This is a genomic window from Pseudomonas sp. JV414, assembly GCF_032424305.1.
GTDB lineage: Bacteria > Pseudomonadota > Gammaproteobacteria > Pseudomonadales > Pseudomonadaceae > Aquipseudomonas > Aquipseudomonas lini.
In genome coordinates, this window is the sequence record NZ_VYKC01000022.1 from 784,709 (window position 1) to 810,327 (window position 25,619).

The 25,619-nt window shown below is 58.7% G+C and carries 24 protein-coding genes and 2 pseudogenes; 9 read left to right on the plus strand and 17 right to left on the minus strand.

All coding sequences use genetic code 11. The annotated features are described in order from the left end of the window. Positions 1 to 18: 18 nt before the first annotated feature. On the plus strand, positions 19 to 3,042 hold the full coding sequence (locus F6R97_RS27515) for an FAD-binding and (Fe-S)-binding domain-containing protein (protein WP_315867418.1): 3,024 nt from the start codon (positions 19 to 21) through the stop codon (positions 3,040 to 3,042). Between the two features lie 104 nt (positions 3,043 to 3,146). On the opposite strand, the gene F6R97_RS27520 is transcribed toward F6R97_RS27515, so the two are convergent. The 4 genes from F6R97_RS27520 to F6R97_RS27535 all read right to left on the minus strand — a co-directional run bounded on the left by F6R97_RS27520 (position 3,147) and on the right by F6R97_RS27535 (position 4,885). Beyond that, entirely contained in the window at positions 3,147 to 3,308 is a 162-nt protein-coding gene (locus F6R97_RS27520) for a DUF2986 domain-containing protein (protein WP_082157830.1), read from the minus strand. Positions 3,309 to 3,363: 55 nt separating this feature from the next. After that, positions 3,364 to 3,690: a phosphotyrosine protein phosphatase gene (locus tag F6R97_RS27525; protein ID WP_315867419.1), complete on the minus strand. Its 327-nt coding sequence runs from the start codon at positions 3,688 to 3,690 to the stop codon at positions 3,364 to 3,366. Further along, positions 3,687 to 3,881 carry a hypothetical protein gene (locus tag F6R97_RS27530; protein WP_080772181.1) on the minus strand — a complete coding sequence of 65 codons (195 nt, stop codon included), beginning with the start codon at positions 3,879 to 3,881 and terminating at the stop codon, positions 3,687 to 3,689. The genes F6R97_RS27525 and F6R97_RS27530 overlap by 4 nt, the downstream gene beginning before the upstream one ends. A 263-nt stretch (positions 3,882 to 4,144) precedes the next feature. Then, complete coding sequence (locus F6R97_RS27535) at positions 4,145 to 4,885, minus strand: Mut7-C RNAse domain-containing protein (protein WP_048394870.1); 741 nt, start codon at positions 4,883 to 4,885, stop codon at positions 4,145 to 4,147. Between the two features lie 292 nt (positions 4,886 to 5,177). On the opposite strand from F6R97_RS27535, the gene F6R97_RS27540 reads away from it, so the two are divergent. Further along, complete coding sequence (locus tag F6R97_RS27540; RefSeq protein ID WP_315867420.1) at positions 5,178 to 5,978, plus strand: GNAT family N-acetyltransferase; 801 nt, start codon at positions 5,178 to 5,180, stop codon at positions 5,976 to 5,978. Positions 5,979 to 6,114: 136 nt separating this feature from the next. Here the strand turns inward: F6R97_RS27540 and F6R97_RS27545 are convergent, their stop codons facing one another. After that, entirely contained in the window at positions 6,115 to 7,101 is a 987-nt protein-coding gene (locus F6R97_RS27545; protein WP_038983898.1) for a DMT family transporter, read from the minus strand. Positions 7,102 to 7,193: 92 nt separating this feature from the next. Between F6R97_RS27545 and F6R97_RS27550 the strand changes: the two genes are divergently transcribed. After that, positions 7,194 to 8,102, plus strand: a complete 909-nt coding sequence (locus F6R97_RS27550; protein WP_315867421.1) for a LysR substrate-binding domain-containing protein — start codon at positions 7,194 to 7,196, stop codon at positions 8,100 to 8,102. Positions 8,103 to 8,472: 370 nt separating this feature from the next. On the opposite strand, the gene phnE is transcribed toward F6R97_RS27550, so the two are convergent. The 7 genes from phnE to F6R97_RS27585 form a co-directional block, all read right to left on the minus strand. Beyond that, a complete protein-coding gene (phnE, locus tag F6R97_RS27555) occupies positions 8,473 to 9,240 on the minus strand; it encodes a phosphonate ABC transporter, permease protein PhnE (protein WP_315867422.1) in 768 nt (255 codons plus the stop codon). Beyond that, positions 9,237 to 10,064 carry an ABC transporter permease gene (locus tag F6R97_RS27560; RefSeq protein WP_315867423.1) on the minus strand — a complete coding sequence of 276 codons (828 nt, stop codon included), beginning with the start codon at positions 10,062 to 10,064 and terminating at the stop codon, positions 9,237 to 9,239. Before F6R97_RS27560 ends, phnE begins: the two co-directional genes overlap by 4 nt. Then, the gene (locus F6R97_RS27565) at positions 10,058 to 10,855 is read right to left on the minus strand and encodes a phosphonate ABC transporter ATP-binding protein (protein WP_048394858.1); all 798 of its coding nucleotides are present in this window, start codon (positions 10,853 to 10,855) and stop codon (positions 10,058 to 10,060) included. Before F6R97_RS27565 ends, F6R97_RS27560 begins: the two co-directional genes overlap by 7 nt. After that, the gene (locus tag F6R97_RS27570; RefSeq protein ID WP_038983890.1) at positions 10,852 to 11,703 is read right to left on the minus strand and encodes a putative selenate ABC transporter substrate-binding protein; all 852 of its coding nucleotides are present in this window, start codon (positions 11,701 to 11,703) and stop codon (positions 10,852 to 10,854) included. The genes F6R97_RS27565 and F6R97_RS27570 overlap by 4 nt, the downstream gene beginning before the upstream one ends. 334 nt (positions 11,704 to 12,037) lie before the next feature. After that, a complete protein-coding gene (locus F6R97_RS27575) occupies positions 12,038 to 14,479 on the minus strand; it encodes a TonB-dependent siderophore receptor (protein WP_048394856.1) in 2,442 nt (813 codons plus the stop codon). 89 nt (positions 14,480 to 14,568) lie between these two features. Then, positions 14,569 to 15,537: a FecR domain-containing protein gene (locus tag F6R97_RS27580; RefSeq protein WP_048394855.1), complete on the minus strand. Its 969-nt coding sequence runs from the start codon at positions 15,535 to 15,537 to the stop codon at positions 14,569 to 14,571. Beyond that, positions 15,534 to 16,040 (minus strand): sigma-70 family RNA polymerase sigma factor, encoded by a 507-nt coding sequence (locus tag F6R97_RS27585; protein WP_038983885.1) that lies wholly within the window; start codon positions 16,038 to 16,040, stop codon positions 15,534 to 15,536. Before F6R97_RS27585 ends, F6R97_RS27580 begins: the two co-directional genes overlap by 4 nt. Before the next feature lie 761 nt (positions 16,041 to 16,801). On the opposite strand from F6R97_RS27585, the gene F6R97_RS27590 reads away from it, so the two are divergent. The 3 genes from F6R97_RS27590 (at position 16,802) to F6R97_RS27600 (ending at position 20,204) form a co-directional block, all read left to right on the plus strand. Next, complete coding sequence (locus tag F6R97_RS27590) at positions 16,802 to 17,896, plus strand: alpha/beta hydrolase (RefSeq protein ID WP_038983883.1); 1,095 nt, start codon at positions 16,802 to 16,804, stop codon at positions 17,894 to 17,896. A gap of 63 nt (positions 17,897 to 17,959) precedes the next feature. After that, positions 17,960 to 19,012 carry an alpha/beta hydrolase gene (locus F6R97_RS27595; protein ID WP_038983882.1) on the plus strand — a complete coding sequence of 351 codons (1,053 nt, stop codon included), beginning with the start codon at positions 17,960 to 17,962 and terminating at the stop codon, positions 19,010 to 19,012. Positions 19,013 to 19,031: 19 nt separating this feature from the next. Next, positions 19,032 to 20,204: a cupin domain-containing carboxymuconolactone decarboxylase family protein gene (locus F6R97_RS27600; protein ID WP_038983880.1), complete on the plus strand. Its 1,173-nt coding sequence runs from the start codon at positions 19,032 to 19,034 to the stop codon at positions 20,202 to 20,204. Here F6R97_RS27600 and F6R97_RS27605 read toward each other — a convergent pair. Together F6R97_RS27605 and F6R97_RS27610 are read right to left on the minus strand one after the other, a co-directional pair. Continuing rightward, positions 20,192 to 21,085, minus strand: coding sequence for a LysR family transcriptional regulator (locus tag F6R97_RS27605; protein WP_048394849.1), 894 nt, complete (start codon positions 21,083 to 21,085; stop codon positions 20,192 to 20,194). The genes F6R97_RS27600 and F6R97_RS27605 overlap by 13 nt on opposite strands. 71 nt (positions 21,086 to 21,156) lie before the next feature. Further along, positions 21,157 to 21,255 (minus strand): annotated as a pseudogene (locus tag F6R97_RS27610) (LysR family transcriptional regulator); the annotation flags it as partial. Between F6R97_RS27610 and F6R97_RS27615 the strand changes: the two are divergent. Next, positions 21,248 to 21,751 (plus strand): annotated as a pseudogene (locus F6R97_RS27615) (agmatine/peptidylarginine deiminase); the annotation flags it as partial. The pseudogenes F6R97_RS27610 and F6R97_RS27615 sit on opposite strands and share 8 nt — an antisense overlap. Positions 21,752 to 22,022: 271 nt before the next feature. Here F6R97_RS27615 and F6R97_RS27620 read toward each other — a convergent pair. Next, positions 22,023 to 22,244: a hypothetical protein gene (locus tag F6R97_RS27620; protein ID WP_315867424.1), complete on the minus strand. Its 222-nt coding sequence runs from the start codon at positions 22,242 to 22,244 to the stop codon at positions 22,023 to 22,025. A 201-nt stretch (positions 22,245 to 22,445) separates the two neighbouring features. Between F6R97_RS27620 and F6R97_RS27625 the strand changes: the two genes are divergently transcribed. Beyond that, on the plus strand, positions 22,446 to 23,459 hold the full coding sequence (locus F6R97_RS27625) for a GlxA family transcriptional regulator (protein ID WP_197282333.1): 1,014 nt from the start codon (positions 22,446 to 22,448) through the stop codon (positions 23,457 to 23,459). Between the two features lie 109 nt (positions 23,460 to 23,568). Here the strand turns inward: F6R97_RS27625 and F6R97_RS27630 are convergent, their stop codons facing one another. Continuing rightward, on the minus strand, positions 23,569 to 23,949 hold the full coding sequence (locus tag F6R97_RS27630) for a RidA family protein (RefSeq protein ID WP_038983873.1): 381 nt from the start codon (positions 23,947 to 23,949) through the stop codon (positions 23,569 to 23,571). Between the two features lie 33 nt (positions 23,950 to 23,982). Further along, positions 23,983 to 24,624, minus strand: coding sequence for an FMN-dependent NADH-azoreductase (locus F6R97_RS27635; protein ID WP_315867425.1), 642 nt, complete (start codon positions 24,622 to 24,624; stop codon positions 23,983 to 23,985). 94 nt (positions 24,625 to 24,718) lie between these two features. On the opposite strand from F6R97_RS27635, the gene F6R97_RS27640 reads away from it, so the two are divergent. Beyond that, complete coding sequence (locus tag F6R97_RS27640) at positions 24,719 to 25,573, plus strand: LysR substrate-binding domain-containing protein (RefSeq protein WP_315867426.1); 855 nt, start codon at positions 24,719 to 24,721, stop codon at positions 25,571 to 25,573. The last annotated feature ends 46 nt before the right edge of the window (positions 25,574 to 25,619 follow it).

A 25,619-nucleotide genomic window follows, 5' to 3' on the forward strand; every position in this document is an offset into this window, starting at 1 on the left:
ACAAGAGACCATCCTGCGATGATCGCCCAGTTGACGACCGTTGAACCCGCGGCCCAGTACCCGGAATTTCTGCAAGCCCTGCACGCCAGCGGTTTCCGCGGTCAGCTCAGCGCCGACTATGCCACTCGGACCGTGCTGGCGACCGACAACTCGATCTACCAGCGTCTGCCACAAGCGGCGGTGTTCCCCCTCGACGCGGACGACATCGTGCGCATCGCGACATTGATGGCCGAACCCCGCTTTCGCCAGATCAAGCTGACCCCACGGGGCGGTGGCACCGGAACCAACGGCCAGTCATTGACCGATGGCATCGTGGTCGACCTGTCGCGGCACATGAACGCTGTCCTCGAAATCAACGTCGTCGAGCGTTGGGTGCGGGTGCAGGCGGGCGTGGTCAAGGACCAGCTGAATGCCGCGCTCAAGCCTCATGGGCTTTTCTTCGCGCCGGAGCTGTCGACCTCCAACCGCGCCACCGTTGGCGGCATGATTAACACGGACGCCAGCGGCCAGGGCAGCTGCACCTATGGCAAGACCCGTGATCATGTGCTGGAACTGCACAGCGTACTGCTCGGTGGTGAGCGTCTGCACAGCCAGCCTCTGTCCGATGCGGAGCTGGAGGCGGTGTGTACGCAGCCCGGCCGGATCGGCGAGGTGTACCGCACTGCGCGGCACATTCAGGAAACCCAGGCCGACCTGATCGAGTCGGTGTTCCCCAAGCTCAATCGCTGCCTGACGGGTTACGACTTGGCGCACCTGCGTGACGAGCACGGACGCTTCAACCTCAGTAGCGTGCTGTGCGGTGCGGAAGGATCGTTGGGCTACATCGTCGAAGCCAAGCTCAACGTGCTGCCGATTCCCAAGTATTCGGTGTTGGTGAACGTACGCTACGGCAGCTTCATGGATGCGCTGCGCGATGCCAACGCGTTGTTGGCGCACAAGCCGCTGTCCATCGAAACCGTGGACTCCAAAGTGTTGATGCTGGCGATGAAAGACATTGTCTGGCACAGCGTCGCCGAATATTTCCCGACGGACGCCGAGCGCGCGACGCTGGGTATCAATCTGGTGGAGTTCAGTGGCGAAGACCTGACGCAAGTGAACGCTCGCGTGGCGTTATTCGTGGCGCATCTGCAGGCCGACACGACGATCGAGCGGCTGGGCCATACCTTGGCCGAAGGTGCCGAAGCAGTGACCCGCGTATACGCCATGCGCAAACGTTCGGTCGGGCTACTGGGCAACGTTGAAGGCGAGATTCGTCCGCAACCGTTTGTGGAAGATACCGCCGTGCCGCCAGAGAAACTGGCCGACTACATTGCTGAGTTCCGCGCCTTGCTCGACAGCCATGGCCTGGCCTATGGCATGTTCGGTCACGTCGACGCGGGTGTGTTGCATGTGCGCCCGGCGCTGGACATGAAAGACCCGGCACAAGCCGCGCTGGTCAAGCCGATTTCCGATGCCGTGGCCGAGCTGACCCGGCGTTATGGTGGTTTGCTGTGGGGGGAGCACGGCAAGGGTTTGCGTTCGGAATATGTTCCTGAGTTTTTTGGCGAGCTGTACCCGGCGCTGCAATCGCTCAAGGGCGCGTTCGACCCACACAATCAGCTCAACCCCGGCAAGATCTGCACTCCGCCGGATGCCGCCCAAGGCTTGCTCAAGGTTAACGAAGTGACGATGCGCGGTGAGCTGGATCGGCAAATCGACGAGCGCGTCTGGCAAAGTTTCGGCACCGCCGTGCACTGCAACGGTAACGGCGCTTGCTACAACTACGACCCCGACGATGCGATGTGCCCGTCGTGGAAAGCCACCCGTGAACGCCAGCATTCGCCGAAGGGCAGGGCGTCATTGATTCGCGAGTGGTTGCGTCTGCAAGGCGCGGCCAATATTGATGTATTGGAAGCGGCGCGGGGCAAATTGTCGTGGTTGAGCGGGTTGCCAACGAGGGTGCGCAATAACCTGGCGCGATCGCGCGGCGAGGCGGATTTCTCCCACGAAGTCTACGACGCGATGGCGGGCTGTCTGGCCTGTAAATCCTGTGCCGGACAATGCCCGGTCAAGGTCAATGTTCCGGAATTTCGATCGCGTTTTCTGGAGCTCTATCACGGTCGCTATCAACGTCCGCTTCGCGATTACCTGATCGGCTCGCTGGAGTTCACCATTCCTTACATGGCCTATGCGCCGGGCCTGTACAACGCGGTAATGGGCTCGAAATGGATGAGCCGCTTGCTTGAGCGACACGTCGGCATGCTCGACAGCCCGCTGATCAACCGTTACGACTTGCAGGCCACGTTGACCCGCTGCAAGGTCGTTGTCGCCAGCGTGCCAGCCCTTCGCGAGCTCACCGTCGCGCAACGTCAGCGCAGCGTGGTGTTGGTGCAGGACGCGTTCACCCGTTACTTCGAAACCCCGTTGCTGGCGAGCTTTATCCAGTTGGCGCATCAGTTGGGCTATCGCGTGTTTCTGGCGCCCTATAGTGCCAACGGCAAGCCTTTGCATGTACAGGGCTTCCTCGGCGCATTCGCCAAAGCGGCGATCCGTAACGCCAGTCAACTCAAGGCTCTGGCCGACTGCGAAGTACCGCTGGTGGGCCTGGATCCAGCGATGACGCTGGTCTACCGTCAGGAATATCAGAAAGTGCCGGGGCTCAATGATTGCCCGAAGGTCTTGCTCCCCCAGGAGTGGCTTTTCGATGTGTTGCCTGAAAACCCGCATCCCGCAACTCAGACATTCCGTTTGTTGGCGCACTGCACCGAGAAAACCAATGTGCCGGCCAGTACTTCGCAATGGGAAGCCGTGTTTGCCCGAATTGGACTCAAGTTGGTGACGGAGGCGACTGGCTGTTGTGGCATGTCCGGTACTTACGGCCATGAAGCGCGCAACCAGGACACCTCGCGGATCATTTTCGAGCAGTCATGGGCCGGCAAGCTGGACAAGGCGGGTGAAGCACTGGCAACCGGTTACTCCTGCCGCAGTCAGGTAAAGCGTCGTGCCAACAGGCAACTGCGCCACCCACTGGAAGTGCTGTTGGAGCATGCGCGCGCGGAGTAGGGAGCTTGTCACCCATGAGATGGGCTTTGCACGGCGTGTGGCAGACCGGGTGGTTTTCATGGAGGAGGGGATGATCAATTCCGCTGGTGTTTAAGATGCTTGGATCAGCTCTCAGGGGGAATGATTGAGTCTAGAGTGGGTTCGGCAGCCAGTTTCAATCGGTCAGCTTTACTAATGTATTTAGACTTACTGGGCGGTGCCAGTTTGGCACTGGCCTTTTTAGCGTGAGCCTTTAATAACTGCTTTATTTTTTTACGACGATTCATGTTTTCTACTCGGCGTGTAAGTTCTTGAATGATGGCAGAGGTTTGCGCACGAAGCCTAGGTCGTGAGATAGGGCTTCACGGCGTCTTCGAGCATGTCCATCAGCTCAGGATCCATGTAGCGAAAGTCGTCAGGAATATCCAGAGAGTGAATCCGTTTGTGTTCAAGCAGACGGGCATACTCGGCCTGCAGGCGATTCAGGTGTTTGCGTTCCATGACAAAGATGACATCGGCCCAGCGAATATCCGCTGGGCCGATGGGCCTGCGTGCGTTCGGGCTTGTGCCCGCCGAGCGGGCATTGAAGCCGGGGCGGCGGTGCCAGATCGCTTCCGCCGTGGGACTACGCCATTGGTTACGACTGCAGACGAACAGGAGGTTTGTCACTCTTGATCCAACAGTTGGCGGGTGGTGTGGATGGGATAGCTCATGCCGAGTTGGCGTGCCCTGACAAGCTTGTCGGCACGGGTGTACATCAGCTTCCAGTTCTTTTCCGGCTTGAATTTCAGCGGACGAACCGCTTTGTCATTGCCGCGTTTACGGGCCTGTGTGCGTCTCCAGGCGCGGGTTCTTTCCATGGTCATTTCCTCGTGAGTACCGGGTTCAGCAGCCGCGGTAATACGAGTTGGGAGTATGGTAAGCGTGAATCGGGGGCAGTGGCTAGGTTGTTGAGTTCCCGATATCAGCAGCAACCGCTTTCAAACCTGAGAAAACAGATCTATCTCTGCCTGGTGATTGCCCTGAGATTAAGCATCAGACTGTTTTTTGCCCCGATGGCGCCATTATCTACCTGATACAAAGCCAGTTATCCCTGGCAACGCAGCCGGCCCGATGCGTTCGGCTATCGATCCAGCAGAGGTGCCAGCAATGCACACATGCTGCGCCAGTGCGAACCCTCCCAGTAAACTCGTTGGCAGGCGTCGCAGCGCAGGAAGTGCGAATAGAGGGTGCCGACGCGTGGCGGCACCTGCGACCGGGCCAGTTCCGGGCTGATTTCGTGCAGCGGCAGGTTGCAATGAAGGCACAGGCTGAATGGCCGCGCGCTACGCGCCAGGTCGAGGCGCTCGTACAACTCGCGCAGCTGCAGCGACGGTTTCAGGGCATGCACATAACAGCCGTGGCTGATGATCCGCCGCTTGAGCAGTTCGCGGTCGCGGGTTAGCACGATGCGTCCTTGGTGCGCAGCGATCTCGGCGATCTCGCTATCCTCGAAGCCATTGTCGTAGAGGGTGTCGAAGCCGCTCATGCGCAGCAGATTGGCCAGCCCGCCAAGGTGCGCATCAGCGACGAAGCGCAGCAGCCGTAATGGTTGCGCACGAATCTTGAGCAGCGGGCTGATGTCCAGCGCTTCGAACTTGGGATACACCGCCAGCCGGTCACCGTCGAAGATCACCCGCTCGAAGCCCACCGACTCGCCGTTGAGCAGCACCAGCTCGACCTCGGTGTGCGGTATCCCGAGCGCCTCGATCATGTGCTTGACCGTCGCCCCTCGTGCGCACTCGCAGGTGAAGGACTGCCGCCGCCGTTCGGCCGGCAGGAAATCGTTGAGCTCCTCGTAGAAGCGGAAGGTTGCACGGGTCATGTTGAACAGTATGGCAGGGCTGCAGGATGAGCGAGTCTGGTCCGGACATCTTCTCCGGCAGGCCCCAAACTACGATCGTTAGTTGCACTACATGATCGAATGCTATCGGCCCAGGCTGTGTGAAAACGCATGCACCGTTTTGTAGTCTGCGTTGCTACGTAAAATATGTCGGCGTTTTGTTAATCAGCTGACCTGAGTGAAGCAGAGCCACCTACTGGTACGTACTTGGACGCAAGCGTATTGTTCGATGCGCTTGGCTTCCCTTGGAAGTCTTTAAAAAAGGACGACTTACATGGATGTTGAACTGGCACATCAGATTGAGGCCGCAGAAAGCGAGTATTTGCGTTCGCGTGTTCAGAACTTGGCAGAGGTAAGCGGAAATCCTTATGGCGCACGTGTTTTTTCCAACGGAGACTTTCCCTGTTTTCAGGTGAGCGCATCACCTAGTCCAATGTTCAACCGCATCTACGGCGACAGCGCCCGTGATCCCCAGGCAGTGTTGAAGTTGCTCAAAGATTCAGCGGAACATTCGGCCGTAACTCCCCTTATCGGGAAACCTTCCGCGTTGGGGCAGTACTCACTTGTGGGCGAAGCGCAGCTCGAGCGTTTGAGGGGCTGGACTCACTTGCAATTCGCGTGTGCCATCGAGAAGGTGGTCTTGAGTCGCCACTCATTCGAAATCGAGGAAGTCACGTCAAAAACTCTTGCTCAGTTTGCAGATGTGCATGCGGGCGGTTTTCATACCAAACCAGAGTACCGATTGCTGAATCAAGCATCCTTCGCAGAGCAGACGTCGAGCGGACGTCTGAAAATCTGCGTCCTGAAAGCTGATGGGAAAGTCGTGGCAGGAGCCTCAATGTATTTGGCCAGTAATGGGATTGCTTACCTTGGAACGGCTGCCACCCGAAAGGATGCCCGGGGCCTTGGCTACCATGGAGCACTGATATCTCATCGAATTGAGCAAGCGAAGAAGCATGGCTGCCACTTGATCGCCGCGACCGCGCTGGCCAGCTCCCAAAGTCGCCGAAATCTGCAACGTGCCGGGTTGACGACATCTCATGCCCAAGCACTGTACCGCCTCGCAGACAACTAAGATAAACGGCTGAACACGATCGTCCGTATTTGGCCGATATCTGTCTGTCGCGACCGACCGAAATCGATCCAAAACGGTCAGCTAAATCCAATATGGTTATCTTCTTCAGACCGCTTCCAGTACCGGATAGCGACTGTTAGGAGTAAACGGAGTTGATTTTTCTTGTCGTGCAGGATGGGTTATCGATTGAAGTCAGGATGATACGAACAGCCATAATCACACCTACTAGAACAGCAGCAAGACCTGACGCTTCTAAAGGTGTTGGCAACCGGCTATGAAACAACAAGCCGAGTAATGTAGCGAATAGCGATTCAAGGGAGATCAGTTGTCCAGAAAGCACCATCGGAAGGCGACGGGATGCTGCGTTCCAAGCCCAGGCACCGACGAGTGACGACATCACCGCAATAACGAGGCCCCAGACGTACAGATGTCCTGCCAGGGAAACACTGAAACCAAGGGTTGGCAGCTTGAGAAGGTCGAGCGCCTGCACAACCGGTAACACGCACACTGTGCCCATTCCGGCGCCCGCCATCATGAGACCTGTCCAGATACCCGTCGCATTGGCCGGGAGTTTCCCTAGGGCACTCTGATTCAGCAAGCTGAATACGAGCCACAAGACAACGGCGCTGATTGAAAAAAACAACCCCATCAGCCACGACCCGTTGCCTACTATAGGTTGATTGATACTGCTGATGCTCGACAGCAAAAGCCCACCTGTCAAAAACGTCAGCGGTATCGTCAGTCTGCGCCATGGAAGCGTTTTTTTCGTGGCGTTGCTTAGCAGCGCCAGCAAGACCGGCACCATGCCAATAAACGCTGGAGTCAGCACTGGCCCGCCAAAAATGACACCTGCGGCAATACAGGTGCTGTATCCGAGGTATCCGATAACTCCCAGACTTGCGGCGAGAAGCTGCTGATTGCGACGCAGAAACCGTAACTGTGCGCGACAGAGCACCACGACACCCACACCCAGCGCACCAGCGATCAGAAACCGGGTAACCATCAAGTCATAGATGCTGTAGGCGCCGGTGACGTAGGGCGCCACGAAATTCAGAGCCCAGCTCAGGGTCGCGACCACGGCAAGGGTCACTCCGGCGATGATGTTTGAGTGAGCAATGGTCATCAGGCATATCCGCGAGGTATTCAGCTCATGTTGCACAGCGCCAGGGGTATGCTACAAACGAGTTCTCGGTCTTGGATGCATAACGTCTGATTATGAATACGCTTGGGAAGTCATTGCCACCGCTTGCCAGTTTGCTGCCCTTCGAAGCGGCTGCTCGACTGGAAAGCTTTTCAAAGGCCGCCGATGAATTGCACATCACGCAAGCGGCGATTAGCCGCCAGATTCGTGGGCTTGAAGATAATCTTGGATTGAAGCTTTTTTGCCGCCGCAACCGAGCAGTCTTCCTGACGCAGGAGGGGCGTGAGCTAGGGCGCGTGGTGAGCACCGCATTGCAAAGTATCAGCGACAGAGCCGTCACCCTTCGTGAATCACCTCGCAAAAACCGTGTCGTTTTACTGTGTCAGTTGTGCGAAGCGTTCTATTGGTTGATGCCGCGCCTTTCGACGTTCCACCAGAAACACCCGGAAATCGAGATCCAGGTCGCGACATCCACCAGACCGTTGACTGAATTCAATGACCATTTTGACGTGGCCTTACAAAGCACCGGACGCGCCAGCGGCTTGCATGTTCTGGCGTTTACCGCCGCTGATGAAGTGTTTCCAGTGTGCAGTCCTCATTACCTGACTGCCCGACAGTCACTCGGGATTAACGATCTTCGCCTCCACACGCTTTTACACCATCGCGCCACGCCACCGCACTTGATGGAATGGGATAGCTGGCTGCAGGCATTTGGGCAGACATTGGAGGGTTGTCCTAAGGGCTCTTTGTTTGATAGTTACCCCTTGATGCTTCAGGCCGCCGTTGAAGGGCATGGAATTGCAATGGGGTGGCGCCGAACCGCCGGGAGGCTTATTGAAAATGGTGCGCTGGTGAGACCTTGCGCAGAAAGTGTCCCTTTACCTGATGCGATATCAGTTTTCAGACGGCAGGGTGGGGAAGACCGGATTGAGGTGCGCGCGCTGGTTGAGTGGCTTGCAGAGGAATTACGTAGTGAAAGCTGACAGATCGATTCCCCTGTTTATGACGTTGAGTAACGCTTCTGACCGATTTCTGCCTGTCACAACTGGCCGGAATCCCCCCCAGGCGGACGTTCAGGGAAAACGAATCCGTCCCCCTTTACCCCAGCGTCAAACCAAGGTTTTCGGCGAGAGCAGACCCCATGAGTGTTCCGAATGGAATTGCGCGCAAAGGTGCAGTACCTTGTATTTGTAGCACTCTCGTGTCGCAGTCCTGTCCTGGTTGAGAGGTGGCCTTCATGAACAACATCATCTACATCGTCGGGGTCGTTGTGATCGTCGTGGTTATCCTGTCGTTCCTCGGGTTTGCATAGCTTCTAAGACCCACTGAACGATTGCCCGGCACCGAAAGCAGTCAAGCTTTGACCCAGCGTTGACGGCTCCAGCTGCTCAATGTATCGACGGCCAATACCAGTAACAGCATGGCCAGAATAACCGTGCTGGCTTGAGCTTCCTGGAACAGGCTGAGGCTGACGTAGAGCATTTGCCCCAAACCACCGGCGCCGACGAAGCCGAGCACACTGGCCATGCGGATATTGTTTTCCCAGCGGTACAGGACGTAGGCCAGTAGCTGTGGCAACAGGTTGGGCAGTGTGCCGTAACAGAAAGCCCATACGGCGTTGCCGCCTTGCAGGCGGATGGCTTCGGCGGGTTCCGGTGGGGTGTTTTCCAGCGCTTCGGCGAACAGCCGGCCGAGTACGCCGGTGGTGTGCAGGGCCAATGCCAGGGTACCGGCATTGGGGCCGAGACCGGCGGCAAGGACCATCAGCGCGGCCCACACCAGTTCCGGAACCGCGCGCAAGGCGTTGAGCACCAGGCGCGACGCGCTCTGCAATGGCCAGCCGAAGCGCCCGGCCGCAGGCAATGCCAATAGCAGACCGAATACCGCCGCGAGCAGGGTGCCCAGGGCAGACATGGCAATGGTTTCCAGAGCACCGTGGCCGATGGCTTGCATATGGCCTGGGCTCAGGTCCGGGCTGAGAAAACGCTGCGCATAAGCGCCCATCTGCTTCAGGTTGCCGGTGCCGCCCAGCTCACTGAGGTCGATGCCCAGGTAGATGAACGAGGCGACCACCGCTGCGCCGATGCAGAGCAGCAGTGCCAGGTTGATCAGGCGATTCATGCCAGCCTCCAGCGCAACAGGCGGCTGAGTTGATCGGCGAGCAGCACCAGCACGAGGAACGTCAGTAACAAACTGGCCACTTCACCACCGGCGAACATGCGCAACGATAGATCCATTTGCTGGCCCAGACCGCCGGCACCGACAAAGCCCATCACCACCGAGGCGCGGATGGCGCATTCCCAGCGGTACACCGTGTACGAGAGCAGTTCCGCAGCGACATTGGGCAGGATCCCGTAGAAAAAGGCTGCGAGCCGACCGCTGCCCGATTGCAGTAGTGCGTGGGCCGGGCGCTGGTCGACCGACTCGAAAATTTCCGCATAGACCTTGCCCAACATGCCGCTGTAGGTAATGGCAATCGCCAGCACCCCGGCCGTCGGGCCGAGGCCGACAGCGCGCACGAACAGCAGGGCCCAGACGATTTCCGGCACGCTGCGCAGGAAAATCAGTAAACCGCGTATGGGCCAACGCAGCAGTTGGCCCCAATAACTCGGGTGGCCGGCACGGGAAGCAGCAGACAGCGACAGAGCACGACTGGCCAAGAGGCTGGCGGGGACTGCCAACAGCAACGCCAGGGCCATGCCCGCCGTGGCGATGGCCAGGGTCTGCAGGGTGGCTTGCAGCAACAGCTCAATGAAATCTTCGCCATGGGCCGGTGGCCAGAAGGCGGACACAAACCGGCCCATCTCGCTCTGACTGTCACTCGCCACCAATACGCTGAGGTCCAACTCGCTAAAGTGGATGCCCGGCCACAGCAAGGCAAGGGCCAGCAAGGTGAGCAGCAGGCGGGGGCGGGTGGCGGGATCTCGGGTATCACGGCTCAGCATCGGGGAATCTGCACACTCAAGGGCGCCGGAGCAATCGGTGGGGATAGCAGTTGTTCGTTGGCGTAGAGCTTGTCGAGCAACTCTCGGTCGACTTCGCTGGCCTGAAGGTCGAACAGGATCTGTCCATCACGCAAGCCGATGATGCGCGAAAAGTGCGCCAGGGCCAGCTCCACCGCATGCAGGCTGGCGACCAGGGTGACGTTGTGCTGCCGGGCATGGCGACAGAGCACCGAAAGCGTGTGCTGAGCCAACACGGGATCCATGGCCGATACCGGCTCATCGGCCAGCAACACCTCGGGCGCTTGGTACAACACGCGGGCAATGCCCACGCGCTGCAACTGTCCACCGGACAGTTGCTGGCATTGCGCGAACAACTTGTCACTCAGGTCCAGCCTGGCCAATGCCGCGCGTGCGCCCGGAATATCCAGTGGATGCACCAGGTTCAACAGGCTCTTGCCCAAACCCCACTGACCCAGCTTTCCGGCCAGAACCGCGGTGACCACGCGCTGGCGCGGTGGCAGGGGAGGCGACTGATGGATCAGGCCGATGCGCGCGCGCAGACGCTGACGCTGACGGGCAGAAAGCTGCCAGGCTCGCTCGCCGAGCACCTGCAGCTCGCCGTTGCCCGGACGCAGGGCGGTGGCCAGCAAGTTGAGCAGGCTCGACTTGCCCGCGCCGGACGGGCCGATGATGGCGACCTGTTCGCTGGCACCGATATGCAGGTCCACGCCACGCAGCGCCTGGACGCCGTTGGCGTGGGTAAGGCTGACCTGGGTCAGACGCAATGTCATTTGAGCAGTTCGGCGGCGAGTGCTGCTTCCTCGATGCCCTTGTAGTTTTCAGGCTTGGTTTCGATGAAACGGCTGGCGGCTTGCAGATCCAGAATCTCCTTGTCCGCAGGCTTCGCCGGATCGAGAGCCAGGAAGGCTGCCTTTATCTTGGCCGCCAACGCTGGGTCGAGGGTCCCGCGCACCGTCCAGTTGTAGTCGAAGTAGGCCGGGGTGGTCGCAAACACTTTGACTTTGGTGGTGTCGACCTTGCCGGCAGCGACCAGTTTTTCCCACACGCTGGCGTTCAGTACGCCGGCGTCTACCTTACCGGCCTGGACCCAGGCGACGGTGGCGTCATGGGCGCCGGAGTAGCCGACGCGACTGAAGTAGGTTTCCGGCTTGATGCCGTCCTTGAGCATAAAGTAGCGCGGCATAAGACTGCCCGACGTGGAGGACACCGAGCCGAATGCAAAGGTCTTGCCCTTGAGATCGGCGAGGGACTTGACGGCAGGGTCGGCGGTGATGAATTTGCTGGTGAATTGAGCGTCCTGTTCACGCTGTACCAGCGGAATGGCATTGCCGGTTTTCAGGCGTGCCTGCACGAACGTGAAGCCGCCCAGCCAGGCCAGGTCGATGCGGTCGGTGGCCAGCGCTTCGACCACGGCTGGATAGTCACTCACCGGCACAAACTCGACTTTCATGCCCAACTGTTGTTCCAGATAGGCGCCAAGCGGCTTGAACTTGCGCAGCAGTTCGGTAGGGGCTTCATCGGGAATCGCGCTGACTTTCAGGGTATCGGCGGCCTGGGCCAACAAGGTGCAAATTGACAGGGTCAAGCCGACGGCCAATGCCAGGGTACGCTTGAGCATGGAAAATCTCCGGTGTATTAACGAAAGAATGTCGAGGCGCCAAGCACAAACTGATTGGTGCATGGCGCTTTGAGAGGGTAGACGAAATGGAGCGATATTGACCAATGCCGGTTAGTTAAGCGCAATCCATGTGGGAGCGGGCTTGCTCGCGAAGACGGCGGCACAGTCAACATTGATGTCGTCTGATACACCGCTTTCGCGAGCAAGCCCGCTCCCACAGGTTCGCGCTTTAACTGACTGGCAGTGGCGATATTGACCGCTTTTGGCTCAATTGCAATCGCGAAGGGTGACAATCAACCCGAAGCTCCATAGTGTCAGTGCCACATCTTCGTTGCTAGAACGAGGGGGTGTATTTCACGCTGAACATGACGTTTCGCGGCTCACCAAAGTTGTTGTTGCCATTCAGTTGGTTGTATCCCGCCATGTAGTAGGACTTGTCAAACAGGTTATTGGCGTTGAGTGCCAGACCGATCTCGGGGGTGAGTTGGTACCCGAGGCGGGCGTTCCACACGGTGTAACCTGGCACCTGGTAAGTGCGTTCATAACCCAGGGTGTGACTTTGGGTGGTGAAGCCCAGACCGGTGCTGACCCGGTTCCAGTCGCCACTGAACTGGTAGTCGCTCCAGACCCGCAGCATGTGTTTTGGCGTCCATTGGCTGAAGACTTTGCCTTCGTCGACCGGATCTTCAAGGTATTTAGTGGTGTTGTAGGTGTACCCGGCGAACAATTGCAAACCGCTGAGCACTTCACCGCTGATTTCTGCCTCGATCCCCTGGCTGCGAACTTTCCCCGCGGCCGTCGAGCAATACCAACCGTCGCAGGCGAAACCCGAGGCGACGTCGGTGACCGCACGGTTTTCCTGGTCGTAGCGGAACATAGCCAGGGAGGTATTGACCCGGCCATCCATCAGCTCGCCCTTGAGGCCGACTTCGTAGTTGGTGCCGATCACCGGTTTGAGCACCGAGCCGCTCGCGGTGCGTGCGGTCTGTGGTTCGAATACGTCGGTGTAGCTGGCATAGACCGCCCATTCGCGGCTCAGGTCGTAGACGATGCCGGCGTAGGGCGTGACTTCCCCGGTTTCGTGCATGGTGCTTGGAGCATTGGCGATAGAGAGATTGGTAAAAGCCGCCTGGTTCGCAGACGTGTAGCTGTAGTCATACCAGCTGACCCGAGAGCCGAGCACCAGGGTCAACGGCTCGAATGGCTTGATTCGCCAGCTGCCGTACAGGCCTTTTTGACGGATGTCGTACTTGCTGGTGGTCGAACGGCCGCCAACGGTATTGAGCAAACCTTCGTAGCTGATTTCGGGGCGGTCGTGGTCGATCTCGAAAATGCTGTCGCTGGTGTTATTGAAGGTTCGCGCGTAACGGTCATCCGTGGTCATCTTGGCGTAATTGCCGCCCAGCGTGATTTCTTGCTGCATGGACAAGGCTTCAAAGTGCCCGGTCAGGTTCATGTCCAGACCGATCTTGGTGGAGTCGAAGTCCGTGACCCAATCGGCGTATTGCATGCCACTGCCGTCGGCGTTGAGGCCGGCCCCGGAGGTTTGCACCCGCTGGTGGGTGGATTTGTTCTCTTCACTCATGCGCACTGCGCCGACCTTGAAGGCCCAGTCATCGTTGAAACGATGCTCCAGATCGGCATAGACGGTGGTGACGTCGATGTCCGAATGGTTCCAGCGAGCGCCGGAGTAGGTTGAACGTGACACGTCGACAGGGTCGCCGTTAGCGTAGCGCGGCAGACCACGCAGCATCGGGCGCGATTCGGCGTCGGAGCGGCTGACGGCCAGGCCCAGGGTGGTGTCGTCGCGCAGATCAATGTCCAGAGCGCCATACAGGGAGTGGGTCTTGCTCCATTCATAGTCGATGAATGAACCGCTCTGGTCCTCGTCGGCAACGAAGCGCCCACGCACGGTGCCGGTCTGGTTCAGCGGCCCGCCCGCGTCCAGTTGCAGGCCGTAGTGATCCCAGGAGCCGGCCTTGCCGGTGAGGGTCACGGTCGGTGCGTTCTGGCCGCGTTTGCGCACCAGGTTGATCGCACCACCAGGGCTGCCTGTGCCCTGAAGCAATCCGGATGCGCCGCGCAGCACTTCCATGCGATCGAAGAAAATCAGGTCCTGCGTGGCCCAGTTGCCCAACGTGTAGGTGTTGCGTGGGATGGGTACGCCGTCGTACTGCCAGTCATCGATCTGGAAACCGCGCGAAGTCAGGATCATGCCTTTACCCACGCCCTGAACGCCCACCAGCCCGGTGGTCTGGTTGGCTGCGTCTTTGAGGTCGGTCAGGCCCTGGTCATCCATTTGTTTGCGGGTCATCACCGTGACCGACTGCGGAATTTCCTTGAGCGTGTGCGTACCCTTGCCGATAGTCACCGACCGCGCGGCATAGGAGCCCGAGCCTTCGGTGGTGGCATCGGCGCTGTGCTCGACGATACTGGTCACATCCAGTTGCAGCGTTGCGTTGCTGTCGGTGACCGGCTCGACGCTGAAGTTGCCTTGCTCGGTCACCCGCAACTGCAGGTCGCTGCCCGTCAGTGCCATGTGCATCGCCTGTTCAGCAAGCATCTGGCCGATCACCGCCGGCGCCTGTTTGCCCTGCACCAGCGAAGGCTCCAGTGAAATGATTTGCCCGCTTTGGCTGGCGATGGCATTCAGTGTGCTGGCCAGTGGGCCGGCCGGCAGATTGAAGGTCAGGCTTTGCGTCTGGGCCAGAGTGGGGCTGGTCAGGGTTGCCAGGGCAACGGCGACGGAAAGGGTGTGGGACCACGGGTTGAGCACAGCATTCTCCTGATCGTATGGAAGTGTCAGGAGATAGGTGGGATGAGAAATGAAAACCGGACACGAATGAGAGTGATTTTCAAAAAAAATTATCTGGCACGAATCAGCGTCACCCAGGGGCTGTAGCGATCCACGCGTATTGGCAGGGTTTCGGCCAGGGCGGTGAAGGCCCGATCGGGGTCGTTGAGCGGGAAAACACCTTGGACGCGCAAGTTGCGAACCTCGGGTGCGACCCTTACAAAGCCTCGACTGTAAGGACGTAGAGCGTTGACGACCTGATGCAGTGGATCGTCCAGCACGTTCAGCCGCCCGCTGAGCCAGTCGGAGCGATGGCGCTGGTCGCCGGTAACGGGGATTATCTGCCGGTCATACAACAAGGCTGACTGACCTTCTTGCAGATTCAGCGTTGTGCCGTCGAACAGCCGAGCTTCGACCGAATGTTGCAGCACCACCACTCGACTGGCGTCCTGCTCCTTGGCAACCAGGAAACGCGTGCCCAGTGCACGTATTTCACCCTGTGCAGTACGCACGCGCAGCGGACGTTGGGGATCGGCGGCCACCTGAATCACCAGTTCGCCGTGGCGCAGAATCACCAGCCTTTGCTTGTCATCGAAGTACAGGTCCACCGTACTGTCGGCGTTCAGGCTCAGGCGACTGCCGTCAACCAGCTTGAAGTCCTGACGCTGGCCGCGCCCGGTGTGCAGATCGGCCAGTATCGAGTCGCCCAGTGGGCTGCGAGCACCCAGCCACAAACCGCCACCGAGCAAACCCAAGCCGGCGATCACCCGGAGTGCGTCGCGTCGCGAACCATGGGGCTGCAGCAACAGTTGGCGGGCTTCGCCGGCTTGACCGGGCACCCGTCGATCCAGGTCGCGAACCGTTTGGAAGGAACCCGCGAGACGCTCCTGCAATGTTGCCCAGGCCTGAGCGTGCGCAGGATCCATCGCCAGCCACGCGTTGAAACGCTCTTGCAGGGTGGCATCGGGCGTACCGGCGCGCAGCCTCACCATCCAGTCAATGGCCTGCTCGCTGACAGGATCCAGGCGCAGCTTGCTCATGGCGATAATTCGCTCAGGTAGCACTGCCGCAACGCCTGTTTCATGTAGCGGCTGACCGTGCGTTCCGACAGCCCCAGCTTGTGCGAAATAGCCACATAACTCAGACCATCCAGTTGGCTATAGAGAAAGGTAGCCTTGACCACAACAGGCAAACCGTCGAGCGCCCGGTCGATCGCGACTAACGCCTGGATCAACTGCAACTGTTCTTCGGGGGAGGGCGCTAGCGCTTCGGGAAGCGTGGACAGGCGTTCCAGGTAAGCTGACTCCAACTTGCGCCGGCGATGACGATCGTAAATCAGCCGTCGAGCGATCGTTGAAAGGTACGCACGGGGTTGTTCGATGCTGTCGGGATCAACGCGGGCCACCAGCATCTGGTAGAACGTATCGCCGACGGTGTCCTCGGCATCCGCGTGATTGCGTAGACGCTGCTGAATATGGTGCAGCAGCCAACGATGGTGGTCGCTGAAAAAGAAGCCCAGCTTGCTGGTCGGGAGAGAGTGCACCGGTCGGTTTTCCAGATGTTAGTGTGAATCGTTCTCAATGCTACCTGTGGAATGATGGCCACTGCAATCTCTCAAATGCACCATCAATGTCTAACTGACCGTGGTGGGTGAGCGAAGCGATTTGAACCCTTTGCTAGAGGAACCCCAGAGACCAAGAGCACCGACGGGTAACAGTAACGTCCATTGAGGTAACTTGATAAGCATTGAAAAATCGGAGTACAGCAACGCCACTGCGATAAATACCAAGCCAAAACAAAGCCACATACAGGAAAGCAGTTTTGTCATGTAATGGGAGGATGTATCAATTGTGCGGGCTGAGATAAAGAAGGCTACGGCAGACAGCGTTAATGTCACAGAGACTAGATGCCAGCACGCATAGAGAAGAAGGCTCACCTCTTGCGGTAGCGTAGATTGAAGCAATGGTCCTTCAATTTCCGGCGTACCGACGAAGATATGTATTACTGCAGTGAATGCGGCAAGAAGAGAAGTAGAAAGAAGTAGGCGATTCATGTGGATGTGCAGCCTCAAACGTTTGATTAAGAGGCCGCGGAGCGCGGTCCCGAGAAGTACTTGGAGGCAGGCGCGTGCGCCAGGCTGAACAGTATGGCAGGGCTACAGGATGAGCGAGTCCTGTCCGGAGATTTTCTCCGGTATGCCAAATTTATGTGATTTTGGTATCAGTGCTATGTGATTGGCACGGTTTATCGATTAATGGTTGAAAGGTAATTTGCTTCTCTGCGATATCAAATCGAGAGCAAGCCATGACTCAGTGCTTCATCCGCCAATGTGTGCCCGCTGCTGTGAAAGCTGGCACTCTTTGTTTCGCTTTGTGCGCCGCTACGGTCGTCAATGGCACTGATCGCCCGCCTCTGGTCATAAGGGATCAGGGAAGTCTGATTGCCGGCGGTGGGCTGATCACTCAGCCGGGTGTCTTTGATCCCTACAAACCGATGATGCCCGATGGCCAGACCTATCACGGCGATCACGTGTATGCGTTCTATCAGGTTCCGGTCGATCCTCGTCCGCTCCCGATTCTCATGCTGCATGGCGCGGGGCAATCCGCGAAGTCCTGGGAGACAACGGCCGACGGCCGCGAAGGGTTCCAGAACATTTTCCTGCGTCGCGGATTCTCTACGTACTTGATTGATCAGCCGCGCCGTGGCGACGCGGGACGCAGCCTCGTTGAAACGACGATCAAGCCTGTGCCGGATGAGCAACTGTGGTTCAACCAATTCCGCATTGGCCTGTGGCCGGAGACCTTCGAGGGCAGTCAGTTTCCACGTGGTCATACGGCGCAGGAGCAGTTCTTCCGCTCGATAACGCCCAACACCGGGCCTTACGACATTGAAGTCGTATCCAACGGCGTTTCCGCTCTGCTGGAAAAGACGGGGCCGGCCATTTTGTTCACCCATTCCCAGGGCGGCGGCCCCGGTTGGCTGACGGCGATCAAGAGCCGCAATGTGCGAGCCATCGTGGCGTTCGAACCGGGCAGCAGTTTCGTGTTTCCAGAGGGGGAGGTGCCCGCGCCGATTCCCAGTGCATTCGACACGCTCTCGGGCCAAGCCGTATCGAAGGAACAGTTCAAAGCGCTGACCCGCATCCCCATCGTTATTTTCTACGGCGACAACATCCCCGGCCAACCGGTCCGGTTACCTGCCCAGGACAGTTGGCGCGCGCGGCTTGAGATGGCGCGCCTGTGGCGCGATACCGTGAACCGTCACGGTGGTGACGTCAGGCTCGTTCACTTGCCGGAGATCGGGATCAAGGGCAATAGCCATTTCCCTTTTTCGGACATGAACAACGTCGAGATCGCGGATCTGGTTTCGAAGTTTCTCGCTGAAAAAAATCTGGATTGAGTCAGTGCGCGGCAATATCAGCCACGCCACTCACATGCTTGAATTGTCAGGAGTATTCATAGGATGCGAACCACGTTGAAGGCCACTTTCATGGCCGCCATGATCGGAATGTCGGGCGCCGAAGCCGAGGCTGCGGACTACAAGCAGAACCCATTCACATTGACCTACGGTGGCGCGCTGACGAAGAACGAGCCGGGCAAGGTCAACATCCACCCGGTGAGCTACAAACTCAACGGCCTGGACATTTCCGCCAACGTTTACACCCCGGCAAACTATGACGCCGCGAAGAAATACCCGGCCGTCGTCGTGGCACACCCCAATGGTGGGGTGAAGGAGCAGGTCGCGGGTCTGTATGCCCAGCGTTTGGCGGATCAGGGCTACATCACGATCACGGCGGATGCGGCGTATCAAGGGGCCAGTGGCGGTGAGCCGCGCAACGTCGACAAGCCGGCTCACCGCATTGAGGACATCCATGGCATGGCGGACTTCATCGCTCGCTATCCAGGCGCCGACAACACACGTCTGGGTTTGCTCGGCATCTGCGGCGGTGGCGGTTATTCACTGGCGGCGGCACAAACCGACAAACGCTTCCAGTCGATTGCGACGTTGAGCATGTTCAACTCAGGTCTGGTTCGCCGCAACGGCTATCAGGATTCGCAAGTGGCCACGATCCAGGACCGCTTGCAGCAGGCATCGGCTGCCCGTGCCCAGGAAGCGGCAGGTGGGGAAATTCGCTACATTGGAGATGCCAGGCTTACGGATGAACAGATCGCCAAACTGCCGTTTGATCTGTATCGACAGGGTTTTGAGTATTACGGCAAGACCCACGCCCACCCCAACTCGACATTCCGCTACACCCAGAGCAGCCTGCTGGACCTGATGAGCTTCGATGCCACGGATCAGATCGAACTGATCGACAAGCCGTTGCTGATGATTGCGGGCAGCAAGGCCGACAGCCTGTACATGTCGCAGCAAGCCTTTGCCAAGGCCACCGGTACCCAGGACAAAAAACTGTTCACCATCGATGGCGCGACCCATATCGACACCTATTGGGTGCCTGCTTATGTGGACATCGCCATGGATCAGTTGACCGCGTTTTACGCCAGAACGCTCTGACTTGAAGGAATCCGTCATCATGAAAAACACCCTGATAGGCATCGCGGTGTGCGCCGCTGCTCCTTTTGCCGGCGCCGCGGGTGCAGAAAATGCCAGTGAGTCCCGGACCGCGCAGCAGATCAGCCGGGCGGGCAGCCAGGCTTCGGTGGCGGGGCCGGCGGATTATTTCACCGGGCGGGTACGCGTCGATCCTTTGTTTCCCGCCACTGACAAGATCAATGCCTCCGGCGCTTACGTCAGCTTCGAACCGGGTGCGCGGTCGGCCTGGCATACCCATCCCGCAGGACAGCGATTAGTGGTGGTTTCCGGTGTGGGCCTGACGCAGGAGTGGGGCAAGCCTGTACAGGAAATCCGCCCGGGAGACGTGATCGTCTGTCCGCCAGGTGTCAAGCATTGGCATGGTGCCGCTCCGGCGAGCGCCATGATCCACCTGGCCGTGACCGGCGCAGTGGATGGCAAGAGTGTGCAGTGGCTGGAGAAAGTGACCGAAGAGCAATACAGCGCCCAGGGAACGGTGACGCCACCCGCCAAACCCGACGCACCAGCGGTTTCGCAAACGCTGTCCGCCAAGCAGCAGGCCATCCCGTTGATTGCAGCCGCCATGGCCACGAGCAATATGCCCGGGCTCAATGCTGCCTTGAACCGGGGACTGGATGCGGGCCTGACCGTCAGCGAGGCGAAGGAAATTCTGGTTCAGCTCTACGCCTACAGCGGTTTTCCACGCAGTCTCAACGCGCTCGGCGAGCTGATGAAAGTGGTGGAGGCACGCAAGCAACGCGGTATTCAGGACAATCCGGGGCGCGAGCCCGGTCGCATCGTTCCCACCGGCGACGAACTGCTGGCGGTGGGCAAGGCCAATCAGACGCGCATTGCCGGTGCTCCCGTCCAGGGTCCGTTGTTCGACTTCGTCCCTGTCATCAATCAGTACTTGCAGACGCATCTGTTCGGCGACATCTTCGAGCGTGACAACCTGGACTGGCAAAGTCGTGAGCTGGCGACAGTTGCGGCGCTGGCTGTCACCCCCGGCGTGGAGTCACAACTGCGCTCGCACATGGCTGCCAGCGTGCGGGTCGGTTTGACCGCTTCGCAGTTGCGTCAACTGATCCAGTTGCTGGCCGACCAAGGGGATGCCGCTGCGGCCAAGCGTGCCAGCGAAGCGTTAGACACCGTCCAGGCCAATCAACCCAAATAGCGCAAGGCTTCGCGCAGCAACGTGAAGGCCGGTGAACTCTGGCGCCGGCTCGGATAGTAGAGGTGGTAGCCAGAGAACGGTTCGCACCAATCTTCGAGCACGCGAATCAACCGACCTTGCGCCACCTGTTCCTGCACCAGGTCCTCCGGCATATAGGCCAATCCCAACCCTTGAAGGGCGGACTCCAGGCGCATGGCGATGTTGTTGAACACCAGTTGGCCTTCGACCCGGACTTTCAGTTCTTGCCCGTCTTTCTCGAACTCCCAGAGGTAGAGGCCGCCGTAAGTCGGCATGCGCAGGGTGATGCAGTTGTGCGCCATGAGGTCACTGGGGATGACCGGCTTCGGATATCGGGCGAAATACGCCGGGGATCCAACCACCGCCATGCGCATGTCAGAGCCGATACGCATGGCGATCATGTCCTTGGCCACTTGCTGACCCAGTCGTACACCGGCGTCGAATCCCTGCGCCACGATATCGGTAAAACCGTAGTCGACGATGATTTCGATATTGAGATCGGGATTGTCAGGCAGCAGCCTGGAGAGAACGGGTTGCAGGATCGTGATTGCGCAGTGCTCACCAGCCGTGACGCGCAATTTACCTGCTGGCTTGTCGCGAAATTCGCTGAGCAATGCCAGTTCGTTATCGATCTCTTCAAATCTCGGGGCGATGACCCTGAGCAAATGCTCACCTGCTTGCGTCGCAGATACGCTGCGAGTGGTGCGAGACAGTAACCTGACGCCCAGGCGATCCTCCAACTGACGCATCGCCCGGCTCAAGGCAGGTTGTGACATGCCGAGTTTGGCAGCGGCGCGAGTGAAGCTGCGCTCCTGCGCCACGGCCGAGAAGATCGCGAGTTGGTCATAACGCTCAGTGGTCATTGATTCGCCCCTGTTATAAACAGTTTGCGATTATGCCATCTGTGCGACTAATCGTCCGATCCCTCAGGGCGCCCTGCACAAGCGGCGTCCAGCAACAGGCCGGGGTCGGAGAAGTTCAGCCCCTGATCTTGCTGGCCTACATCTATACCTGCCTCCACCGCGATGGAAGACATCTTCACCCGCCTGCTGGGTGTGAAAAAAACCATCTGGCTGCCGGGCGATCCGGACTACGTCACCGGCGACATGACTGACGGCCATGTCGATGGCGTATGCGCCTTCGCGCGCCCTGGCGTGTTGCTGGTGGATGCCACCCACGACAAGCATTCGGTGTATGCCGAGGTTGTAAGAGAGAACCGTCGCGCGCTGGAACTGGCCACCGATGCCCAGGGCCGAAAATTCGAGCTGATCGAGTTGTATGAAGCGAGCGATGCAGTGGACACCGAAGCTGAAGTGTTCTGCGCCTCGTACACCAATTTCTACATCGCCAACGGCGCCATCATCATGCCGGCCTACGGCATCGATGCCGACAACGTGGCGGCTGAAGTACTGGGGCAGGCGTTCCCCGGACGCGAGGTAGTCCCGGTTCGAATCAATCATCTGGCCCATGGCGGCGGCGGGGTGCATTGCATCACCCAGCAACAACCCGCCTGGTCATTGGAGGATTGATGCCATGACCTTGTTAACGATTGCCACCACCCAGATGCCCTGCACCTGGGACTTGCAACACAACCTCGATCAGGCTTTGGCCAAAGAGTTGGGGGTGGCGGTATCCACTGTGTGACCAGTCACCAACCGTTGACTTACCTTTAGTCGTTTTTACACAGCCTGGACCCAAGGCAATTTGTCGGAGCGCGCCACGCCGTTTGTGGGATCATCCTCGGCCAGCATCTGCATCATGATTTCTCGCTCCCTTGGGCCAGGCCCCTCCGGTATTTTGCTAATTACCATCCGCCACCTTGCGTTCTATCTCCGCTATTTTTCGACGGAGCTCTTCAGCCTCCTGCTCCTGGTTTCGCGCTTCATCTAAGCTTTCGGCGTCACTGTCGCTGTCCTCAAGTTCTCCTTCGACCACATCGACGGGTTTGCCAGACGTATCGGTAGGCGGGACGTTCGAGGTCGTTTCTGATTCGTCGTCATTAACACGGTCATCATTGTTCATTTCGCTCACCTCCATTGGCCTACATATTGGATTCAGCGGTATGGAGGGAGTTCGATGATAAAGACCCGCTTCGTCAAGGCTTTCAACTAGCCTGATCGGTCGCATAATGGCGCTAGGGCTTTTTCAGCTTCTGCAGGTAGCATGACGCTTTATAAACGCACCAAATGACAGGTTGGTTAACGTAACCGAGTGGGTCGAACATTGATCGAACGACGTCAATTCAGCGGAGGCATGAAGGGGAAAAACCTCCGCTATCTGAATGAAAACCCTGGTGAGCCTGCTCGAATGACTCGGACAGGCTTTTTGCTGCTCGAGCATTTCTCGCTGCCCGCGTTCACGCAAGCGCTGGACACGATTGTCACCGCGAATCTTCTGCGCCCCGGGTTGTTTTCTTCCCGAACGTTCGGCTTGAACGAAGGGGAGGTCATCAGCGACCTGGGCCTGGTCATTCGGCCGGATGCGCGCATCGATTCTTCAGCCATTCACCACTTGGACCTGCTGGTTATTTGCGGCGGCTACAGGACAGAACTGAAGGCGACTGATGAGTTCATCAGCCTGTTGCGAGCGGCGGCAGACCAAGGTGTCATTCTGGCCGGGTTGTGGAACGGTGCATGGTTCCTGGGCGGCGCAGGCTTGCTCGATGGATACCGTTGCGCCATTCACCCCGAACATCGTCCCGCACTCGCGGAAATCTCCAAGGCGACGCATGTCACCAGTGAGCCCTATGTGATCGATCGAGACCGGCTCACCGCGTCCAGTCCTTCTGGCGCATTTCATATGGCGTTGGACTGGATCAAGGAACTGCACGATAAAGCTCTGGTCGAGGGTATCGAGGACATTCTTGCTTTCGAGGAGTCTCGCTACCGGCGTATCAAGCCGGCTGAAAATATCTGTGTGAGCGCGCCGTTGCGAGAGGTGGTCAAGCTGATGGACGCCAACCTCGAAGAACCTCTGGAACTGGAGCAACTGGCGGTCTACGCCGGCCGTTCCCGGCGACAACTCGAACGCTTGTTCAAGGAGCAACTCGGGACAACGCCGCAGCGATATTACATGGAGCTGCGCATCACCGAAGCGCGTCGACTGCTTCAGCACACAGAGCTGTCACAGGTAGACGTGTTGGTTGCCTGTGGCTTTGTGTCGCCCAGTCATTTCAGCAAGTGCTATAGCTCGTACTTCGGCTACAGGCCTTCCAAGGAAAAACGACTGGTCAAATAGCCGCTTTTTGAGTCCCGGCGAAGATCTCCCAACGGCGCGAAATCTGCCGTCGGGAATGTTCCGGTGGTAGCCGCTTACTGGAGCAGCGCCACCGGACAAGTCCGCAGACTCAGCCCTTGGCCGCCATCGCGGTGACTTCCACGCGCATACCTTCGACCGCCAATGAGGCCACGCCAACGGCGGCGCGAACCGGCCAGGGCTTGGCGAAGAAGCGCTTGTAGACTTCGTTGAAAGCGGCGCGGTCGGCCATGTCCGTCAGGTAGATGGTCAGATGCAGCACCCGGTCCATCGAACTGCCGGCAAGCTCCAACGCCACCTTGAGCGCTTGCAGGGTGCATTCACTCTGCTCGGCGATGCCACCCAGCTCCAGACTGCCGTCGGCGCGGGTGGGGATTTGAGTGGAGACCAACAGGCCACCGAAACCGGCGACGTCGGAGGAGATGGATTCCGGGTCTGGGTCGGGGAGAAAGGTGATGTCGTGGTTTGCCATGGGGGATCTCTTGTTTGAGGGGGGTAGGTCAGTTTACAGCACGAGACTATCTGCCAGCCTCATGGCCTGCTGAGTCGCGGCCTTGCGCGCACTCAGGTCAACGTCTTCCCCCAGAATGGTTTTCTCGACAATCACCGAGTGCACATCGCTCACACCGATAAATTGCAGCCAGGCTTCCACGTAGGGCTTCTGAAAGTCGAAGCGCTCCGCTGGCGTGATCGACTGCGCCGAAAAATCCAGGCCGCGGGCGTACATCACCACGGCGGTTTTGTTGTGCAGCATGCCTTCCAGACCGCGTTCCGGGTCGGAGCTGAACAGAATGTCTTTCTGCGACACCAGGTCGATGAAGTGTTTGAGTTTGTACGGAATGCTGAAATTCCACAGCGGTACGGATATCACCAGGACGTCTGCGCGGTGCAGGAACGCGGCCAGATCTTTCAAGGTGTTCCAGGCGTCTTGCTGCGCCGGGGTCAAGGGCGTGCCATTGAGCCCGGCGTATTTGGCGTCCATTGCCAGCTCGTCGAATTCCGGCAACACCCTGTTCCAAAGATCGAGGGTGAGGATTTCGGTGTCCGGGGTGTTTTCCTGATAGCGCGCAATGAAGCTGCGGGCGACTTCAAGGGAGGCCGAGCGCTGTTTGCGCGGGGAGCATTCGATATGCAGAAGGGTGGTCATGGCGTGTCTCGAGCGGGGAAGTTGGATCATTGCAACATAGTTTTATTTGGAATATAAATCGTGAATAAATAATTCATTAATCACGAATAGAACTATGTTTGATGTTCTGCTGTTAAAAACATTCGTCACCGTCGTCGATGAAGAGGGTTTCAGTCGCGCAGCCGAAAAGCTGCACCTGACCCAATCTGCGGTCAGCGGTCACTTGCGACGACTGGAAGAACAGGTCGGTAAACCGCTGTTGAAACGTACGACCCGTTCCCAGCAATTGACGCCCGATGGCGAGCGCCTGATCGCTTATGCGCGGACGATTCTCGCGCTGAACCGTGATGCCTGGGCGCAACTGACGCGCACGCCGTTTCACGGGCGGGTGCGGATCGGGGTGTCGGAGGATTTTGTCGAACCGCGGTTACTGCGGGCTTTTCAGGATTTCGCGGCGCAGTACCCAGGCATGGAAATCGACGTGCAGGTGGGCATTCCTGGCACGTTGCTGAACCTGATGAAGCAAGGCGATCTTGAGCTGGTCATCGGTTCCCTATGCGAAACCAGCGAAGCGGGGTTGCTACTGTGGCAAGAACCGTTGGTGTGGGCCTGGTCGGCGCAACCCGTCACCCAGTTACCGACACCGTTGCCGCTGGCGCTGTTCCCTGAGCCCTGTCCTTATCGTGAGATAGCGCTGAGGCGGCTGGCTCAGGCAGGGATCGCCCAACGTACGGCGATGTCATGCACCAGCACCGCCGGGTTGCGGGCGGCGGCGCTGGCTGGTTTCGCGGTGGCGCCCATGACGGTCAGTCAATTGGGGCAGGGACTGGCGGCTCTGGGGGCGGAACAAGGGTTGCCGGATTTGCCGGATGCGCAGTTTCGGCTGTTTACCTCTGCTGAAGCGGATCGGGCGATTGTGGCAGCGCTCACTCAGCTCATTGTGGAACATTGCTCCACGCGAAGGGCTTGAGCGTCATTTCGAAGCTACGTCGACCTGTAGGAGCTGTCGAGCCTGC

Bases quoted from the DNA above. Each gene is read 5' to 3' on its own strand.
- F6R97_RS27545 (WP_038983898.1), bottom strand. From the start codon at position 7,101: ATGACCATTGCTCACTCAAACATCATCGCCGGAGTGACCCTTGCCGTG.
- F6R97_RS27600 (WP_038983880.1), top strand. From the start codon at position 19,032: ATGAAAAACACCCTGATAGGCATCGCGGTGTGCGCCGCTGCTCCTTTT.
- F6R97_RS27550 (WP_315867421.1), top strand. From the start codon at position 7,194: ATGAATACGCTTGGGAAGTCATTGCCACCGCTTGCCAGTTTGCTGCCC.
- F6R97_RS27535 (WP_048394870.1), bottom strand. From the start codon at position 4,885: ATGACCCGTGCAACCTTCCGCTTCTACGAGGAGCTCAACGATTTCCTG.
- F6R97_RS27540 (WP_315867420.1), top strand. From the start codon at position 5,178: ATGGATGTTGAACTGGCACATCAGATTGAGGCCGCAGAAAGCGAGTAT.
- F6R97_RS27515 (WP_315867418.1), top strand. From the start codon at position 19: ATGATCGCCCAGTTGACGACCGTTGAACCCGCGGCCCAGTACCCGGAA.
- F6R97_RS27590 (WP_038983883.1), top strand. From the start codon at position 16,802: ATGACTCAGTGCTTCATCCGCCAATGTGTGCCCGCTGCTGTGAAAGCT.
- F6R97_RS27560 (WP_315867423.1), bottom strand. From the start codon at position 10,064: ATGCTGAGCCGTGATACCCGAGATCCCGCCACCCGCCCCCGCCTGCTG.
- phnE (WP_315867422.1), bottom strand. From the start codon at position 9,240: ATGAATCGCCTGATCAACCTGGCACTGCTGCTCTGCATCGGCGCAGCG.
- F6R97_RS27580 (WP_048394855.1), bottom strand. From the start codon at position 15,537: ATGAGCAAGCTGCGCCTGGATCCTGTCAGCGAGCAGGCCATTGACTGG.
- F6R97_RS27520 (WP_082157830.1), bottom strand. From the start codon at position 3,308: ATGAATCGTCGTAAAAAAATAAAGCAGTTATTAAAGGCTCACGCTAAA.
- F6R97_RS27570 (WP_038983890.1), bottom strand. From the start codon at position 11,703: ATGCTCAAGCGTACCCTGGCATTGGCCGTCGGCTTGACCCTGTCAATT.
- F6R97_RS27530 (WP_080772181.1), bottom strand. From the start codon at position 3,881: ATGGAAAGAACCCGCGCCTGGAGACGCACACAGGCCCGTAAACGCGGC.
- F6R97_RS27605 (WP_048394849.1), bottom strand. From the start codon at position 21,085: ATGACCACTGAGCGTTATGACCAACTCGCGATCTTCTCGGCCGTGGCG.
- F6R97_RS27630 (WP_038983873.1), bottom strand. From the start codon at position 23,949: ATGGCAAACCACGACATCACCTTTCTCCCCGACCCAGACCCGGAATCC.
- F6R97_RS27640 (WP_315867426.1), top strand. From the start codon at position 24,719: ATGTTTGATGTTCTGCTGTTAAAAACATTCGTCACCGTCGTCGATGAA.
- F6R97_RS27595 (WP_038983882.1), top strand. From the start codon at position 17,960: ATGCGAACCACGTTGAAGGCCACTTTCATGGCCGCCATGATCGGAATG.
- F6R97_RS27565 (WP_048394858.1), bottom strand. From the start codon at position 10,855: ATGACATTGCGTCTGACCCAGGTCAGCCTTACCCACGCCAACGGCGTC.
- F6R97_RS27635 (WP_315867425.1), bottom strand. From the start codon at position 24,624: ATGACCACCCTTCTGCATATCGAATGCTCCCCGCGCAAACAGCGCTCG.
- F6R97_RS27620 (WP_315867424.1), bottom strand. From the start codon at position 22,244: ATGAACAATGATGACCGTGTTAATGACGACGAATCAGAAACGACCTCG.